This is a genomic window from Rhodococcus olei (assembly GCF_039540555.1).
In the GTDB taxonomy this organism is placed as follows: Bacteria; Actinomycetota; Actinomycetes; order Mycobacteriales; family Mycobacteriaceae; genus Rhodococcus_G; species Rhodococcus_G olei.
Genome location: NZ_BAABFB010000051.1, coordinates 57,098 through 73,159, shown reverse-complemented (window position 1 = coordinate 73,159; position 16,062 = coordinate 57,098). Strand labels below are relative to the sequence as shown.

The 16,062-nt window shown below is 66.4% G+C and carries 18 protein-coding genes and 1 pseudogene; 13 read left to right on the top strand and 6 right to left on the bottom strand.

From position 1 onward, the window contains the following. The first annotated feature begins 460 nt into the window (after nt 1–460). The 9 genes from ABD951_RS17510 to tatC all read left to right on the top strand — a co-directional run bounded on the left by ABD951_RS17510 (nt 461) and on the right by tatC (nt 5,882). On the top strand, nt 461–1,030 hold the full coding sequence (locus ABD951_RS17510; protein ID WP_345347607.1) for an RNA polymerase sigma factor: 570 nt from the start codon (nt 461–463) through the stop codon (nt 1,028–1,030). Then, nucleotides 1,027–1,734, top strand: a complete 708-nt coding sequence (locus tag ABD951_RS17505) for a Rieske (2Fe-2S) protein (protein WP_345347604.1) — start codon at nt 1,027–1,029, stop codon at nt 1,732–1,734. The genes ABD951_RS17510 and ABD951_RS17505 overlap by 4 nt, the downstream gene beginning before the upstream one ends. Before the next feature lie 100 nt (nt 1,735–1,834). Then, nucleotides 1,835–2,095, top strand: coding sequence for a hypothetical protein (locus ABD951_RS17500; RefSeq protein WP_345347601.1), 261 nt, complete (start codon nt 1,835–1,837; stop codon nt 2,093–2,095). 108 nt (nt 2,096–2,203) lie between these two features. Next, nucleotides 2,204–2,662, top strand: a complete 459-nt coding sequence (locus ABD951_RS17495; RefSeq protein WP_425569878.1) for a cupredoxin domain-containing protein — start codon at nt 2,204–2,206, stop codon at nt 2,660–2,662. Beyond that, the gene (locus ABD951_RS17490) at nt 2,659–3,627 is read left to right on the top strand and encodes a metallophosphoesterase family protein (RefSeq protein ID WP_345347595.1); all 969 of its coding nucleotides are present in this window, start codon (nt 2,659–2,661) and stop codon (nt 3,625–3,627) included. The genes ABD951_RS17495 and ABD951_RS17490 overlap by 4 nt, the downstream gene beginning before the upstream one ends. 83 nt (nt 3,628–3,710) lie before the next feature. Then, entirely contained in the window at nt 3,711–4,175 is a 465-nt protein-coding gene (locus ABD951_RS17485; protein WP_425569877.1) for a hypothetical protein, read from the top strand. Nucleotides 4,176–4,179: 4 nt separating this feature from the next. Then, nucleotides 4,180–4,548 (top strand): twin-arginine translocase TatA/TatE family subunit, encoded by a 369-nt coding sequence (locus tag ABD951_RS17480; protein WP_345347589.1) that lies wholly within the window; start codon nt 4,180–4,182, stop codon nt 4,546–4,548. Nucleotides 4,549–4,619: 71 nt separating this feature from the next. Next, nucleotides 4,620–4,877, top strand: coding sequence for a Sec-independent protein translocase subunit TatA (gene tatA, locus ABD951_RS17475; RefSeq protein ID WP_345347586.1), 258 nt, complete (start codon nt 4,620–4,622; stop codon nt 4,875–4,877). A gap of 81 nt (nt 4,878–4,958) precedes the next feature. After that, a complete protein-coding gene (gene tatC, locus ABD951_RS17470; protein WP_345347583.1) occupies nt 4,959–5,882 on the top strand; it encodes a twin-arginine translocase subunit TatC in 924 nt (307 codons plus the stop codon). A gap of 523 nt (nt 5,883–6,405) precedes the next feature. Here the strand turns inward: tatC and ABD951_RS17465 are convergent. Both ABD951_RS17465 and ABD951_RS28730 read right to left on the bottom strand, forming a co-directional pair. Next, nucleotides 6,406–7,185, bottom strand: a complete 780-nt coding sequence (locus ABD951_RS17465) for a rhomboid-like protein (protein ID WP_345347580.1) — start codon at nt 7,183–7,185, stop codon at nt 6,406–6,408. A 39-nt stretch (nt 7,186–7,224) separates the two neighbouring features. Continuing rightward, entirely contained in the window at nt 7,225–7,437 is a 213-nt protein-coding gene (locus ABD951_RS28730) for a CD225/dispanin family protein (protein ID WP_425569874.1), read from the bottom strand. On the opposite strand from ABD951_RS28730, the gene ABD951_RS28725 reads away from it, so the two are divergent. Together ABD951_RS28725 and ABD951_RS17450 are read left to right on the top strand one after the other, a co-directional pair. Beyond that, nucleotides 7,427–7,615 (top strand): hypothetical protein, encoded by a 189-nt coding sequence (locus ABD951_RS28725; protein WP_425569873.1) that lies wholly within the window; start codon nt 7,427–7,429, stop codon nt 7,613–7,615. The two genes, ABD951_RS28730 and ABD951_RS28725, sit on opposite strands and share 11 nt — an antisense overlap. Before the next feature lie 1,201 nt (nt 7,616–8,816). Then, nucleotides 8,817–8,951, top strand: a pseudogene (locus tag ABD951_RS17450) (IS256 family transposase); the annotation flags it as partial. Between the two features lie 156 nt (nt 8,952–9,107). Here ABD951_RS17450 and ABD951_RS17445 read toward each other — a convergent pair. From ABD951_RS17445 to ABD951_RS17435, 3 genes are all read right to left on the bottom strand, one after another. Next, nucleotides 9,108–9,473, bottom strand: a complete 366-nt coding sequence (locus ABD951_RS17445; protein ID WP_345347574.1) for a hemophore-related protein — start codon at nt 9,471–9,473, stop codon at nt 9,108–9,110. Between the two features lie 618 nt (nt 9,474–10,091). Then, nucleotides 10,092–10,811 (bottom strand): SGNH/GDSL hydrolase family protein, encoded by a 720-nt coding sequence (locus ABD951_RS17440; protein ID WP_345347571.1) that lies wholly within the window; start codon nt 10,809–10,811, stop codon nt 10,092–10,094. A gap of 777 nt (nt 10,812–11,588) precedes the next feature. Beyond that, nucleotides 11,589–11,912, bottom strand: a complete 324-nt coding sequence (locus ABD951_RS17435; RefSeq protein WP_345347568.1) for a hypothetical protein — start codon at nt 11,910–11,912, stop codon at nt 11,589–11,591. 888 nt (nt 11,913–12,800) lie between these two features. Here ABD951_RS17435 and ABD951_RS17430 point away from each other — a divergent pair. Further along, entirely contained in the window at nt 12,801–14,171 is a 1,371-nt protein-coding gene (locus ABD951_RS17430; protein WP_345347565.1) for an IS256 family transposase, read from the top strand. 63 nt (nt 14,172–14,234) lie between these two features. Further along, a complete protein-coding gene (locus ABD951_RS17425; RefSeq protein ID WP_345347562.1) occupies nt 14,235–15,176 on the top strand; it encodes a DUF1214 domain-containing protein in 942 nt (313 codons plus the stop codon). Nucleotides 15,177–15,346: 170 nt separating this feature from the next. On the opposite strand, the gene ABD951_RS17420 is transcribed toward ABD951_RS17425, so the two are convergent. Then, a complete protein-coding gene (locus ABD951_RS17420) occupies nt 15,347–16,021 on the bottom strand; it encodes a response regulator transcription factor (protein WP_345347559.1) in 675 nt (224 codons plus the stop codon). Nucleotides 16,022–16,062 lie beyond the last annotated feature (41 nt).

Sequence of the window (16,062 nt, the reverse complement as noted above, 5' to 3'; positions counted from 1 at the left end):
TGGGCGACACGTCGCAACCGGTCGGCGTGTCGACCACAACAGGGCAAAGGTTCACGGGTGCGGCACTAGCTGCTACCGACGTTGCCCGGCCACAATTCCCCGTGGCACCAATGCCCGACCGGTGACCCCGCCCAGGCTGACGCTGGCCGAACTCGACGCCGCGATTCCTCGTCGGCACCCACCACCGGCGGGTGTACTCGGAAACCGGTGTCGCGCCACAGGAAGGACCAGCCCTCCGGAAGGGAATCGGAAGTGCAAAGTAGCCCTGGCGTGGTCGAGCGGAGCAGCTTCGGATTCGTTCGCCACCCGGCATCGGTGAGCCGTCGCTGACCGGGCAGAGCGTGATAGCCGCCCAGCGTGGTAGGGGTGGCTCTGCCGAATCGACGGTGCTGTAACCGCGGGTGCTATCTACTGGTAGGCGTGGCGATGCGTCGGCGGCGGACTCGGAAGGCAACGCGTCATGGCGGGACGGTCGGAATCCGGGCCCCGGCACACCCCGGATTGGGAGCGGGGGCGGGAGCTGCGGCTGGTGTCCGGTGACGGCTATCCCGACTGGGAGTCGGTGTATCGAGACAACGTGACCTGGGTGTACGGCCTGATGTTCGCTCATGTCGGCAACCGCGCGGACGCGGAGGATCTGACCGCGGAGGTGTTCATGGCGGCACTGCGCCCGTTGCGGATGTCGGCGAGCGTTCCGGAGGTGCGCGGGTATCTACGTGCGACCGCGCGGACAGTGCTGGCCGGGTACTGGCGCACCCGGATGGGCCGTGAAATCACCGCGATCGACGACGATTTCGCCGCCGAACCGACCAGTGAACCGGCCGTGAACACGAAGGCCGAGATACGCGCGCACGCGTTGCTGGACCGGCTTCCGGCGCGGTATCGGCGCATCCTGGAGCTCAGGTTCCTTCAGGGGCTCTCGGTACGCGACGCCGCGACCGACCTGGGAGTCAGCGTCACGAATGCGAAAGTATTGCAGCACCGGGCACTGCAGATGGCGGCACGGCTCAGCGAAGGAGGTGCACAGTGAGCGGGAGAGAGGTACGTCGATACGTCGAAGACCTGCTGGCCGGGCGGCGGCCACGATCGTTCCACCCTGACGAGTCCGACGCCGAGCAGATGCGCGCGGCGATCACGCTGCGAGCGGCCAGGCCGGGCGCCGACGCACCTAGCGAGTCGTTCCTCGCCGATCTGCAGCAGCGCATCGCCGCCGACATCGACGAACCCGCGTCCGAGGACTCCGACATCGGTGGCGGGTCGACAACGCGCAGGCAGGTGCTGATCGGGGGCTCGGTCGCGGCGGCAGCGGCGGTTGTCGGCGCCGTCGTCGATCGCACGATCTTCGGCGGAATCGCTGCGGAAAAGGAACAGGGGCCGTCGGCGACAGAGTCGACTCTGGCACCGACCAACGGGGCGTGGCGGCCTGTCGCCGCAAGTGCCGACGTCCCCGACGGCGCCACGGTCGCGTTCGACGTCGGCACGATCAACGGGTTCGTGAGCCGTGTCGACGGACAACCAGCGGCGGTGTCCGGGGTCTGCACGCATCAAGGCTGCCGGTTGTGGTTGGACGCGCCTGCCGCCACGTTGCGGTGCCCGTGCCACGTAACCTCGTTCTCGACCAGCGGCCAGCTGCTCGCCCACCAGCTGCCCGTCGCTCCCGCGCCGCTTCCGAATCTGCAGATCCGCGAGACTGGCGGCACGATCGAGGTATTCGCGCCCACCGAACCGGCCTGACCCACACGGTGTAACCCACTCCGCTATCCATTGGTGAACGATCCGCTGGTGAACGATCCGCATCAGCGGATGATCACGGACCGATGGAAACGGCGGGCGAATGATGAACGCGCTGATCGAGATGTCTCGGCTGGCGATGCGGCGCCCCGGCCCCGACACCGACGTCGAAGCGGCCGCTGCGTGGTTTCAGGCGAAAGGCCGGCTGCTCGAGCAGCTCGCCGCCGCAGGCGGCCCCGACGCGGCCGACTCCGCCGCCCACGCCGCCGCCGCGTACGCACGAGCCGGGTCGATGCTTCGCGGACAGCACCGATCGCGGTCTGAACCGCATCATCCCGGCGACGCAACCAGACGTCTCGTGTAACCCCGGTCCCCATCTCTCGGTGGACGTCCCGAACCCCGCGGAGACGACCCGGATCGGAGAACCAGACCCATGAGAGTGTTCTTGGAACGACAATATGCGTTGGCGGCCATGGTATTTGCCGCCGCGGCCGCATTGCTCCTGAGCGCGTGCGGAGGACCCGACACGGCATCGCAGGCCGACAACGCCTCACCGACGTTCGTCTTCTCTTCCGGCGCCGAGACACCCGGGATGCCGGGCGGCACCGCACCCGGCACCGCAATGCCGGGCATGCCGGGCATACCGGCTGCCGTACAGAGCCCCGAACCAGCGCCCGCGAACTCGAACGCGGTGAACATCGACAACTTCGCGTTCGTGCCATCCTCGCTCACCGTGCCGGTCGGGACGACGGTGACCTGGACCAACAAGGACGAGGAACCGCACACCGTCGTCAGCAGCGATGGCAGCTTCCATTCACCCGGTATGGGCGCCGGCGCCGGCTTCACCTTCACCTTCACCAAGGCGGGCAGCTTCGACTACATCTGCTCGATCCATCCGTTCATGCACGCAACCGTGGTGGTGACACCATGAGCACATCACAGCGCGAACACACCGATCCGCGCGACCCGCACACGATGACGCGACGCCAACTCATGCGACACACCGCCTGGTTCGGTGCCGCCGTCGGGCTGACCGTCGTCGGCGGTGAGATCCTCTCCCATGTCGCCGGGGCCGCGACCAACTCGGCCACCCCGACAACCCGTCCGACCCTGCGGTTCGCCCAGATCAGCGACAGCCACATCGGCTTCCAGGGCACCGCGAACAGCAACGTCACCGACACCTTCACCGAAGCGATCGGGCAGGTCAACTCGCTCGACTACACCCCCGACTTCGTCATCCACACCGGCGATCTCACCCACCTCGCGACCCCGGAACAGTTCGACCAGGTCAAGCAAATGATGACCGGACTCGACACGCCGCACATCTTCACCGTGCCCGGCGAACACGATTCCACCGACGACGGCGGCCAACGGTACAGGGATGCGTTCGGCAAAGGCACCCGCGGCGACGGCTGGTACAGCTTCGACACCGCCGGCGTGCATGTGATCGCACTGGTGAACACATTGAACTTGAAGCTGCTGGGCCACCTCGGGCAGGACCAACTCGACTTCGTCAAGAACGATGTCGCCGGGTTGTCCGCCGACACCCCGATCATCGTGTTCAGCCACATCCCGTTGTTCGCGATGTACCCGCAGTGGGGGTGGGGTACCGACGACGCCACCCAGGCCCTGAGCTACCTGCGCCGCTTCTCGTCGGTGACCTGCCTCAACGGCCACGTTCACCAACTGTTCACCAAGACTGACGGCAACATCACCTTCTACAGCGGCACCACCACCGCCTACCCGCTGCCGAAGCCCGGCGAGGGTGGCCCGGACGCCAAACCGAAACCGGTCACCCTGCCCGCCGGGAAACTGCACACCGCCCTCGGCATCCGGGAAGTCGGCTACGTGAAAGGTCAGCAGACCCTCGCCATCAAGGATCAGGCCCTGACATGAACCTCACCCGGACATCCGCGCCCGAGAATGCGCCATCCGTCAGCGTCGCGGACGCGGCGACCGACGGCGGGTCCCGCAGGTCGATGTGGCGCACCCTGCCGGATCTGTTGCTGCGCATCGGGATCTGTGTGTCGGTCGCGATCAGTGGCTACACCCATTTCGACCTGTACCGGGGCGGCTACCGCTACATCCATCTGATCGGACCGTCGTTCCTGCTGCAGGCCGCCGCCTCCTTCGCACTCGCGGTGTTGCTGTTGCTGGGAGGCCCGCTCACGCTGCGCATCGCTGCGGGCGGTCTCAGCGTCGGCGCGTTGGCGGCGTTCGTGTTGTCGCGCACCGTGGGGATCTTCGGGTTCACCGAGATCGGCTGGGAACCCGCGCCGAAGGCAGCAGTCAGCGTCGCGGCCGAATTCGCCACCGTCCTCCTGTGCGTCGTCTCGATCCTGATCCATCTGCGGGCGCTGCGTCGAAGCCAGATGAGCCGGGCGGGTGGGGTCAATCGATTCCCGCAGCCATCGCCGCCGAACCGGACCAGAGCGGGAGCGTGACCCCATGTTCAGCAATATCGGCTCGGACAAGATGATCATCCTGTTCGTCACAGCCCTGGTCGTGCTGGGACCTGAACGGCTACCTGGCGCACTGCACCAGTCGCTGCAGTTCCTGCGCCATGCACGCGACTACGCCGGCGGCGCCACCGAACAGCTCCGCGACGAGCTGCGGCCCACCCTGGACGAGCTCGGTCAGGTGTTTCCGCAGCCCACTCGTCACCCGGACATCGCGCCACGGATCGTCATGTCCACTCACCACGACACCGAGGGGACCATCGCCGGCCGACACGACGTGCCCGCTGAGGACCCGGTGCCGCACGCACCCACTGCGCCCGCGAGCGATGCACCGGAAGGCCGAGATGAGGACGTGTAACCCGCGCCCCTATCTGTCTGTGAGGGTCTCTAGAACCCTCCACCGACGACCAACGTTCTGGGAGGCATGAGATGGGCACAATGAGCCCGTGGCACTGGGTGATCGTGATCGTGGTCCTCATGCTGCTGTTCGGTTCGAAGAGGCTACCGTCCGCGGCGCGGGGCCTGGGACAGTCACTTCGCATCTTCACCAGCGAAATGAAAGAGATGCAGCGCGAGCAGACCGCGGCATCCTCCTCGGCGACTGCTCCCGTCTCCACCCCGGGTGATCCGCGCCCCTCGGCTGCGCAGCCCGCGCCGACACCCGAACCCTCTGACCCCGAGCCCTGAATCGTTCGTCGCTACGATCCCCCCAGTCCGGGGTGGGATCATCCGAACGGGCGGTTTCCTACCAATCACCAGAAGGCGACAGTGCGAAACCCGTTCGAACCGCTCCGTCGTAGAACCGCCGCCGATCCGGACGGCACCATGTCGCTGGTCGAGCATCTGCAGGAGCTGCGCACCAGGGTGCTGATCTCGCTCACTGCAGTCCTGATCACCACAATCGTCGGTATCGTCTGGTACTCGCACTCGATTCTCGACCTCGACAGCCTCGGCGAGATCCTCCGCGGCCCCTACTGCGCGCTGCCCCCCGACACGCGTGCGGCCCTCACCGTCGACGGCGCCTGCCGGTTACTCGCGACCGGACCGTTCGAACAGTTCATGCTCCGGTTCAAGGTCGGTCTCACCGCCGGCATTGTGCTCGCCTGCCCGATGTGGATGTACCAGACCTGGGCGTTCATCACACCAGGCCTTCACCCGAAGGAACGCCGATACGCGATCGGCGTCGTCTCGACCGGCGCCGCGCTGTTCATTGCCGGCTCGGCGCTGGCCTACCTGGTCGTCGCCAAGGCATTGCGGTTCCTCATGACCGTCGGCGACAACGTCCAGATCACCGCTCTCAGCGGGGCCCAGTACTTCGGGTTCATGATCAGCCTGCTGATCATCTTCGGGGTCAGCTTCGAGATACCACTGCTGATTGTCGCGCTCGACTTCGTCGGCGCGCTCACCTATACGCGGTTGAGAGCATGGCGGCGTGGCCTGATCTTCGGGTTGTTTGTCTTCGCCGCCGCTGCGACGCGAGGCCAGGACCCGTTCTCGATGCTCGCGTTGGCGTCAGCGCTCACCGTGCTGTGCGAGGGCGCGGTCCAGATCGCGCGCGTGCACGACAAACGCAAGGCCAGGCGGGAAGCGAGCGAAGGCTGGGGCACGGTCGCCGACCACGAAGCATCCGACCTCCGCGCACCCGCGCCCGTCGCCGCGGTCGAGAAGATCGGCGGCCCGGATACCGTGTGAGACTTGCCGCGCGCCACCGTTCTTCGGGATCCGCGAACGCCACCTTGCCGAAGCTGTCCCCAATTGTCGGTAGACCGGCAAAACCAGCCGGAACGCCGTGCGTCGTCCCAGACGATGATGGGCGTCGCCCTGGTCCTCGCCCTGCGGGAAACCATATCGGCTCTTCCCGATCGGGAGTTTATGACGATGCTCCGCGGCTGACGGGGTGAGGCACAAGACATTGGCGAGTCCTGCGGTGTGAGGATGAAGGTTCCTACACCACCCATCCAGCAACCACAGGACTCATGACCGACACCACCGGCCTCATCGCAGACACCATCTGCCGAACCGTCGAGCTCGGAGTCACGATCACCGGCGCCGCCATCGCAGATGACCTACCTGGATCGAGTGCGGGCCAGTCGAATCGGATCCGACCTGCCCGACATGCGAGCAGCCCAGGCGACTGCGGACCACGTCGACCGCATCCTGACCGACCTACCCTGGTCGGGCACCCCGACCCGGCTGCGAGTCCGGCTACCCCGGTTCACCTGCATGGACGACGCGTGCGAGGTGACGATTCCACCGGCAACGCATCGACCAGGCCGCCGCACCGAAAGCGACCACCACCCGGCGGTGTGCCCGCTGGATCCTGCAGCGCTCGGCGATTGGGACATATCCGATAGAGGCTCAGACCGATCAGTACCGCAGCCAGGTGGCCGTAGTCCGTGAATGTCTTTCCGTGCCAAGCCATGACCGCCAAGAAGCCTACGATCATCGTCACCGACCACCAGCGCCAGGCGCGGCGAGTGAACCGAAAAGCGAAAAGGGCCGTGACGGCCCAGAATCCGTAGCTGGCGCCCACGTCCACCGTGCCGGCGAACTTGGCAGGGAGCAGATCGTGATCCAGCGCCCAGGCGACGCCGGCGACCGTGATCAGAGTCGCGCCGACGTGCCCGCCCACGAACACCAGGACCCACCGGCCGCTGCCGAGCCATCGTTCCGCCGCCACCATGACTACAAGGAACTCCGCGACCGACATCCAGGGGAAGCTGGTGCCGTCCTGCCAGAACGCCGACACCACCAGTACCTGAATCGGGTCGTGGGTCATGTTGTGCAGGTTGGTCGAAGCACCCACGACCAGCCTGTGCAGCGTGCGGCGGTCCGTTCCCCGCAGCGACCACCAGGTGACGACCAGGGCAAACACGAACACCAGCGACACCGGTGCTCGCCCGAAGTGGTCGCGGACCCGCGACCAGCGGGACCGGATCCGCACCGTCTGGTGCTCCCGCGCAGCCACCACGGGTCCCACGGGGGTGTACGGCACGGCTACCATCGGATCGACTCGCTCTCGATGACCCGACCGCTACCGCATCCGGTGGTGTATCGATCCGTGGCCACCGCCCCCGTGCGTGATCACGACGACCGTGTACACGATCGCCAACAGGAGCAGCAGGGCGCCGGCGATCCACAGGGAGATCTGCCCGAGCCGCCGCACGCGATCCGACGCGTCCCGAGCCGCTTGGGTTTCGCCGCTCGCCCACAGCGGGAAGACGTTGAACGCGTGCGTGAATGCCATGAATGCGAGCGGCCAGAAGAACAGCAACGACACCACGGCCCAACCAGCATTGCTCGGCGGCCGCGGTTCGTTCCCGGCGGCAGACCCTGGCGTGGTCGCCGGCGTGGTGACGGAACTCGACTCCGGCGGCGAAGGGCTTTCGTCGGGAAGGGACATGGTGGGTCTCCTGACGGGTTGACTGCCAGGCTGACGCTACCGGCGTTCTACTGCGGAAACGCTGGGCCCGAGCTGGCAATGTGCTGTGCGCCGGGTCGATGACGTCGGCCAGGTCAGTTCGCACCATCGGCCCGGTGAAGGGTCAAGATCCCATCCGCCGGTCCGGTTTGGGACCAGGCAGACCACGCTGTCCGGAATCGACCGATTTCGAGACCGGTGACTCCTCGCGTACCCGACTTCCCCCAGAATCCGGGGCAACGCCGATCGTGTTGATGAAGAGGCCGGCGATCGCCCCTTGGAGATCGAGTGCTGACGCTCGAGTCAGTCGTGAGTCGAACTTCCCAAGCTCGGCTTTCGCGTCGGCAAAGGCTTGCGCCGCAGCCTCGCTTGCATGAGACCGTGCCGCATCAATGTCGTGGTCGTGGTCTCGGATCTGCTGGCGCATTTTCGCGAGGTCGGTCTGGGAGGTCAGGGGCCTTCCCGATCGGGAAGAGCCAGGTGAGGCGGCACCGATGAGCATGGGCTCCGCCCATCGGGCGTGGCCGGCCCCTCCCCCGCAGGCCGTCATTGTCATGGAACGGGCTCGTCGGCGCTGTGGTGGCGCGAACCGGCGCCGGTCCCGGCCGAGCGCGACGGTCTCCCTGTCCACGATTGCGCCACGCGCGCGAGCCACATCGACAAGGCCGCCAACCTCCAGCTGTTGTCGATCACGCCGTGGGTTCTGCTGTAGTGGCGGATCACCCCGCCCTCGGACTCGGTGATCACCCGCTGGTCATCACCGTTGGATGATCACGCGGATTTCCTCGTGTCCGTTGAAAACCGGTTCCTGGTCGCTCATGTGTGTGAGTCGGCTGCAAGTGTCCCTCGGGTGACCGATACCCCTCCCTTGGTCGAGCCCTGATGCGCGAGCAGGAAGCTTGCCGCGACCACCGCGGCCCCGCAGATCAGCAAGGCGAGGATCTGATTCGGGTGCATACCCGAGAGCCGCAGAATCAGCGCTGGAAGGACGAATACGGCAGCAGTTCCCAGGGTTCGCAGCAGAGTCCTGCGGTGGGCGGACATTCCGGGTGGATCAATCGTGGTCGAATTCGATGACATCGGTTTCAGGCCTTCGGGTCAACGGCCGAGGCTCATCCGATACGGAAAGGGAAAGTCTTCGGCCAACAGTGGTGTTGGTCCGAAGGTATCGCTCGCCGAACAGGTTTCACGTGTGCTGTCCTGTGGCGATCCCCGCCGAACAGCACGACGAGTGGATCGAAGGTCGCCGCTACCTCGGCCTCCTCGCCCACTCCCGCAACGACAACACCACTGAAACCGTTACTCATCCCACTGAGGAGGTGGAACCAGCCTTGACCGCACAACCCACCGACGAAGACTCACGCGACGACGTCGCACACCACCTCACGGGACTTGACCGACCGTCTTGGCCGCCCGCATCTCGACACTCATTTCGCGTTCGATGGGGTTCTGCGTTTTCTCGCGGCTGCACGCCGTTCCAGGGCCTCGCGTACGGGTTACCTGCCGTGGCAGGCCTTTCGGTAGTTGTGGATGGCACTGCGGGCCGCGGCGAGGTCCTTGACCTCTTGCGGATGGGCGGTGCGGAAGGCCTGCAACTCGGCTTTGCGCTGATCCCTCGGCAGCGACGCCGCCTTCGCCAGTTCCGCTGCGACGTCGGGGTGCTCGTTCAGGTATGCCGCGACCTTAGGGGCGCTGTCCGCCACGGCCTGCGCCCGCGCCTGGGGTGAGCACTGCACGGCGGGATCGGGGGTATCCGCGATCGCCACGGCCGGAGTCGACACGGTGGCGATCGCGCACAATCCGATCGCCACAGCCAAAAGGTTGGCACGCCGGAACGAACTCGGTCGGTCGAACACGGTCATCACGCACCCCATATCCGCAGTTTCCCAATTGCGTTGTCGGCGAGTCGCACTCGAGGACGATGCTGACCGACCACCGTCAAAAGGATACCGTCCTTCGCGGTGTGCGGCACTGAAGGTTTCCTGAGAATCGGGATCAACGCAGCGTACGTGCCGCGGCCGTCCGCCACACCAACCTGTCGGCAGGGTGGCGCCCCAGTCGACACGGTCGGTGTCCGCCGAACTCGCAGTGCCTTCACAGCGTCTGAGCAGGTTCATGAACGATCATGTGGGGTCGTGCTTGCCGAAGTGACACCGTCCGCTCCCGACCCGACACCGAGTCCGGCGACACTGGCCGGCCAGGGGGCGCCACACGGTCAGGGTTCCATGGTGGGTATCACCATGGAATTTCCCTGCTAGGTCGCTGGCTTCCGGTGACGGTAGAGATCGTCGCCGTGATCGTGTTGCTGGCGGCGGTGGGGGGCGCAGTGCACTTGTCCGGCGTACCCCGCGGCGTCCGCCGCACCGACTGCGGTCGATCGCCGCCGACTGCCCGCAGCTACCTCGCGGGGTGGCGGCGGAGGCGGTGTACCTGTGCACGCCCGAGGACAGCGAACCTCATCGCTGACAGGGTGATCGGGTTCAGTTCCGGCTGCCTCCAGCGGAGCCGAGCGCCGCGGACAGTGCGTCGGCGATCTGCTGATGCCCCGATTGGTTGGGGTGGTCACCGTCGTCGGCCAGCAGGCTGGTCGGGTCCTCATCACCTTCCGCGCCCTTGAACGCGCCGAACAGGTCCACATAGGTGGCCCCCTGCGCAGCGGCGACCGACGAGATGACGTCGTTGACTCGGCGAGTGAGCACGGCACTGTCCTGCACGAACTGTGGACCGTACAGCCGGCGGGCGACATCGCCGTCGGGGAAGATGTCCCAGTATCCGGTCATGAGCACCTCGGTCCTCTGACCCTGCCGCAACTCGGCGATGCGCTCGAGCACCGACGTCAGAGTGTTGTGGAGTTGGGGCAGAAGGGAGCTGAAGCAGTCGAGGTCGTCGTCGCCACCGCAGTCGCCGCCGAGGTAGGCGTCCAGTTCGGATTCGAAGTCGTTGGCACCGATCGTCACCGTGACGAGGTCCGCCGCACCCACCGCGTTTTCCTCGTACCGGTCGACCTCTAGCGAGTTGAGCAGATCCGTACTGGTCCACCCGCCCACTCCCAGGTTGGTGACCCGCACAGGACGCTCGCCGACGTCGGCGGACATCTGCCTGCCGAACAACTCAACGTACGGCGTGCATCCGGGGCATCCGTCGCCCGAAGGGATGGAGTCACCCAGTCCCACGATCGACGACGGACCGGGAGTCGTCATCGTGGTGCGTGCGGAAGGCGTCGGCACACGCACAGTCGGGACCGACCCCCCGGTGCAGCCGACCACGAGCAGAAGCGCGCCGATCGTTGGGGTACCGGCCATCGCACGTACGAACGAACGCCGCACTCGGCCTCCCCGTCTCTTTTCTTCTCCGAACAACCTTGTCCGCACAACACTCCCTACGGCGTCGTCACTTCCCGAGCGGGCGGAAAGTGGTGGAAGACCCTGAGTCACTGTTTCAATCGAGGACCCGGACCGGGCACACCCTTCAGGGTCTCTGCCCGCAGCAGCCATCTCGGCACCCTCCTCGACGCCCACACCGCCATCCCCACCTGCCGCAGGTAACGACAGGAAAGGGGCGAGGAGGCCGTGCGGCGGCGACCGCTACCGGCAGTTCCCGCCGCTTCCCGCAATGCCTGCACCCGGCTTCGGCCTCCGTGCTGGTGGTGTGTCCGGAACATCCGTGGCCACGGGAATTGCGTGGGCAATCCCCGGCCGCGATGACGTGTCGATGACTTGTGATGCAGACCATCAGCGACACAGCCGGCGCGGCCGGCGCCGAGCGCAATGCACCGCGCTGCGAACGCCACAACCGCCGAATGCGTCAACCGTTCCCGGTTTCCGGGACGCTTCGAGTGGTCGGCGGTCAGCCCAGGCTTACCCCTTTTTCCCGGACCGACCACACCCCGCGACTTGGGCAGACCCACGTGGGGGCTTCCTGGATCGATCGGGCGAGGGGCAACCCAATCCGCATTGTCCACAGCCACCCACCGCATTTCAGCTGCCGAAGACGCCGCTGAGCGGACTGGTACCGCCGGGAGTGGTCCCGCCGCCGAGCAGACCGCCGAGCGGATTGGAGCCGTTCTGGGAGTGGTTCTGGTCGTCCTGGTCCTGATTGTTGTTCCGCCAGTTCTGGTTCTGGTGGTCATGGTCCTGGCGGTTGTGCCAGTTCTGATCGACCGGCACCACCCCCGACACCGGGACCGGAGCCGCTGATGCGGGTGTCACGATTGCAACCACGGCGACCGCGGCAAGTGCTCCGGTAATGGCAATCTTCACGAGAAGGCGCCGCGTGCCTTCCTTCTTAGATTGTTCGGGCATTCGATGTTCCTTCCTCAACGCCGAACAGACCGAGGTGGGGCCGCCGTCTTCAGCATGGTGAACTGCAGTCCGTGTCGATCTCGAAACCTGGGTCACTTCAGTGCCTCGTACCCTCCTTCAAGGACTGACCCGAAGCGCGCCGCCAGGAGGCGGCGCTACATGGCAGTGAACGCTCCATCCCTGGCCGGTCGACGGGATGCGCCTGTGAATCTGCTGGCATTCGTCCTTGATGCAGGTGAAGCCCGCGTCCTCGAGTGTCAATCGCCAGTAGATCGTCCCCGTAGGAGGCCACGAGTTCTCCCCGGTGGCGGCCGGTCGACGCCACCGACCGCATCCGCCAACAGGTCCCCGAGGACGATCAGCGTTACCGTTGACACGTTGCCCCCATCCCATCACCAGGATCGCGAGGTGCCGCGATGCGCGATCGCCTCGACAACTCGGAACCGCACATCTGGCCCGGCATGCTGGTCGCCGCCGCGATCGTCGCGCTGGTGCTCGCCCTGCTGCTGTTCCTCATGTGGTGACCCGGTCCGCCGTTGACGCACGATCGCGGCCCGGTGAGACTGCCTCATGTTGCCGCCCCGCACAACGCCGCGCGCCTGCCCCAGCTGCGGGCATGAGCCCACCACCCGAGCCGAGGCCGTCCACCAACGAGCCAACCGGGCCATGAGCTGGCTGCATGCGACGCCCACGCCCCCGGCGACATCGTCGCCCGACACCACTGCCGCAGCCGCCAACCCAAAGGTCCTGCCGTCACCGTCACCGACGACGGAGCAATGATCAGAACCTGTGGATCCCGGGAGGGCGCGCCTTCCCGGAAGATGATCTGCAAGGAATCCGAATTCTGATCAAGACCAGCGTTGGGCGCGCTGGCGGGAAGGCACGCCCGTGCTCACGGTAGTGGACAACAACGACGGCCCCAACGAGGCCGGGACCGCGGCCGGGTCGGGGCGGTCGCTGCTCGACGAGATCGTCCGCGACGGTGCCCGGAAGGTGCTGGCCGCGGCCCTGCAGGCCGAAGTCGCCGACTACATCGCCCGACATGCCGGTGAGGTCGACGAGAACGGGCACCGGCTGGTCGTGCGCAACGGCTACCACACCGAACGAGAGGTGACCACGGCCGCCGGCGCGGTGGGGGTGAAGGCCCCGCGTGTCAACGACAAGCGCACCGACCCCGACACCGGTGAGCGCAAGCGGTTCTCGTCGGCGATCCTGCCGGCGTGGGCCCGCAAATCCACCCAAGTGTCCGAGGTGCTGCCGCTGCTGTACCTGCACGGACTCTCCACCAGTGACTTCGGCCCTGCCTTGGAGCAGTTTCTCGGCACCGGCGCCGGCCTGTCAGCCTCCTCGATCACCCGGCTCACCACGCAGTGGCAGGACGAAGCGAAAGCCTTCGCGCGGCGGGACCTCTCGCAGGTCGACTACGTCTACCTGTGGGTCGACGGCATCCACTTGAAAGTGCGGCTCGAACAGGAGAAACTCTGCCTGCTCGTCATGCTCGGGGTCCGTGCCGACGGCCGCAAGGAACTCGTCGCCGTCACCGACGGGTACCGGGAATCTTCCGAGTCGTGGGCGGAGCTGCTGCGCGACTGCCGTCGGCGCGGGATGCGCGCCCCGGTCCTGGCGGTCGGTGACGGTGCGCTCGGGTTCTGGAAGGCGCTGCGGGAGGTGTTCCCCGAGACCCGGGAGCAGCGCTGCTGGTTCCACAAACAAGCGAATGTGCTCGCCGCGCTTCCGAAGTCCGCGTACCCGGGTGCGTTGGCGGCGATGAAGGAGATCGTGGGTGCGGAGGACATCGACAAGGCGCAGTTGGCGATCGCGGCGTTCGGACGGGACTACGGTGCGAAGTACCCGAAGGCGGTCGCGAAGGTCACCGACGACGTCGACGTGCTACTCGAGTACCACCGCTACCCGGCCGAGCACTGGGTGCACCTGCGCACCACCAACCCCATCGAATCGACCTTCGCGACCGTGCGCTTGCGGACGAGGGTCACCAAGGGTCCGGGGTCGCGGGCGGCGGGGATGGCGATGGCCTACAAGCTGATCGAGGCCGCACAGGCCCGGTGGCGGGCGGTCAATGCCCCGCACCTGGTGGCACTGGTCCGTGCCGGTGCGCTGTTCCACAAGGGCAAGCTCCTCGAACGGCCCGTCGACATCACCCCGGAACCGTCACCGGATACACCAGTGTCCGAGGTCGCCTGGCGATTCCTGGGTTTTGGCGCACTCGCCCGGGGTCTGACCCTGGGATTTGTCCGGTGACCGGATATCGTCGCTACACAGCAATCGAGCCGGCAGACCGCCGCAACCGAAAAGTGGGGACAGATGGCACCGATCACCGTCAACGTCGACAACTTCGCGCGTGTCGAGTCCGACACCATGATCGCCGAGATGCTCCCCATCCTCGGCGGGATCGGTGTCTTTCACCACGACAGGCAGCTCGCACCCCTGGATCAACAGCCGGTGATCCGACAGAACCGTGACACGCTGTATTCGATTGCCATCGTGGACATCTCCGGCGGGGCGACGCTGACGATCCCTGAGTTCGGGGATCGGTACCTGTCGGCGATGGTGATCAACCAGGACCACTACATCAACCGCGTCTTCCACACCGCCGGCACCCACCACCTCACCGTCGACGAGTTCGACACCGACTACGTGATCGTCGGAGTCCGCATCCTGTTCGACCCCACCAGCGACACCGACGTCGCCGAGGTACATCGGCTCCAGGACGGCCTGGCGATCACCGCCGGTGCGCAGCGCGAGTTCGTGTTACCCGACACCGACGCGACGTCACACGCGCAGGTCCGGAACGCGCTCCTCGAACTGAGCAAGACGATGAACGGCCTCGCGGGGTGCTTCGGGCGGGCCGACGAGGTCGACCCCGTCCACCACCTGGTGGGCAGCGCATCCGCCTGGGGTGGACTTCCCGACGCCGAGGCCTCCTATCTGAGCGTGCATCCCGGACTCGGAAACGGCCGGTACACGATGACGTTCCGTGACGTGCCCGCCGACGCGTTCTGGTCGCTGAGTGTGTACAACGGCGACGGCTACTTCACGTCGAACGATCTCGGCGTCTACAACGTGAACTCGGTGTTCGGCACCCGGAACGGTGACGGCTCAATCACCGTGCACCTCGGAGACTTCGACGACTCGGTGCCCAACCTGATCCCGCTGCCCGACGGGTGGAACCTGCTGATCCGTCTCTACCGTCCCCGTCTCGACGAGCTGGCCACGTGGATCGTGCCGCCGATCGAACCGGCATAGCACCATCGGTTCGGGCACCTCGCGGCCACTCGGTCAGCGAATCTCTTCGCCCGCATTCCATGTCGCCCGACGACCGCGGTCCACAGGATTTGACTATTCCTCGGTGACGAACACCTCGACCGGGACAGTCCGTCGCTGCGCGGACCTTCGGTGTGCGTTCGGCCACTCGGTCACATGTCGTCGAGCAGCCGGTACCCGACGCCGCGCACCGTCTCGATGGTGGCGAGCCCGAAAGGGGCGTCGATCTTGCGGCGCAGGTACGCGACGTAGACCTCCACGACGTTCCCGCTGCCTTCGTAGTTGTCGTCCCACACCGCACGCAGGATCTCGGCCTTGGTGACCACCCCGCCCTTGTTCCTCAGCAGGAACTCGAGTACCCCGAACTCGCGCGGTGTCAGCGCGAGCACCTCGTCTCCGCGGGTGACCCGACGTCGGCCGGGGTCGAGGGACAGGCTGCCCGCCGTCAGGATCGCCGGACGCTCGGGGGCGCCGCGGCGCAACAACGCACGCAGCCTCGCGACCAGGACCACGAACGAGAACGGCTTGGTCAGGTAGTCGTCGGCACCGAGGTCGAAGGCGTCCGCCTGGTCGTATTCGCCATCCTTCGCCGACAGCATGAGCACTGGCGTCCAGACCTGGCGGGCGCGCAGCTCCCGCAGAATCTGATAACCGTGCATGCCGGGCAGCATGATGTCGAGCACGACCACGTCGTAGTCCCCCGTCGCGGCCTGTTCGAGGCCGTCGAACCCCTCATCTGCGATGTCCACGACGAAGCCCTCGGCTTTCAGGCCGCGGCGCACAGTCTCCGCCAGCCGTGCCTCGTCCTCAACCAACAGGATCCGCATCGCAACTCCATCCGCTCAGTGCCTCCATTAGAGTCCCGACA

Bases quoted from the DNA above. Each gene is read 5' to 3' on its own strand.
- ABD951_RS28730 (WP_425569874.1), bottom strand. From the start codon at position 7,437: ATGGCATTCACGCACGCGTTCAACGTCTTCCCGCTGTGGGCGAGCGGC.
- tatA (WP_345347586.1), top strand. From the start codon at position 4,620: ATGGGCACAATGAGCCCGTGGCACTGGGTGATCGTGATCGTGGTCCTC.
- ABD951_RS17500 (WP_345347601.1), top strand. From the start codon at position 1,835: ATGATGAACGCGCTGATCGAGATGTCTCGGCTGGCGATGCGGCGCCCC.
- ABD951_RS17435 (WP_345347568.1), bottom strand. From the start codon at position 11,912: ATGCCCGAACAATCTAAGAAGGAAGGCACGCGGCGCCTTCTCGTGAAG.
- ABD951_RS17495 (WP_425569878.1), top strand. From the start codon at position 2,204: ATGGTATTTGCCGCCGCGGCCGCATTGCTCCTGAGCGCGTGCGGAGGA.
- ABD951_RS17420 (WP_345347559.1), bottom strand. From the start codon at position 16,021: ATGCGGATCCTGTTGGTTGAGGACGAGGCACGGCTGGCGGAGACTGTG.
- ABD951_RS17480 (WP_345347589.1), top strand. From the start codon at position 4,180: ATGTTCAGCAATATCGGCTCGGACAAGATGATCATCCTGTTCGTCACA.
- ABD951_RS17490 (WP_345347595.1), top strand. From the start codon at position 2,659: ATGAGCACATCACAGCGCGAACACACCGATCCGCGCGACCCGCACACG.
- ABD951_RS17440 (WP_345347571.1), bottom strand. From the start codon at position 10,811: ATGACGACTCCCGGTCCGTCGTCGATCGTGGGACTGGGTGACTCCATC.
- ABD951_RS17510 (WP_345347607.1), top strand. From the start codon at position 461: ATGGCGGGACGGTCGGAATCCGGGCCCCGGCACACCCCGGATTGGGAG.
- ABD951_RS17485 (WP_425569877.1), top strand. From the start codon at position 3,711: ATGTGGCGCACCCTGCCGGATCTGTTGCTGCGCATCGGGATCTGTGTG.
- ABD951_RS17425 (WP_345347562.1), top strand. From the start codon at position 14,235: ATGGCACCGATCACCGTCAACGTCGACAACTTCGCGCGTGTCGAGTCC.
- ABD951_RS17445 (WP_345347574.1), bottom strand. From the start codon at position 9,473: ATGACCGTGTTCGACCGACCGAGTTCGTTCCGGCGTGCCAACCTTTTG.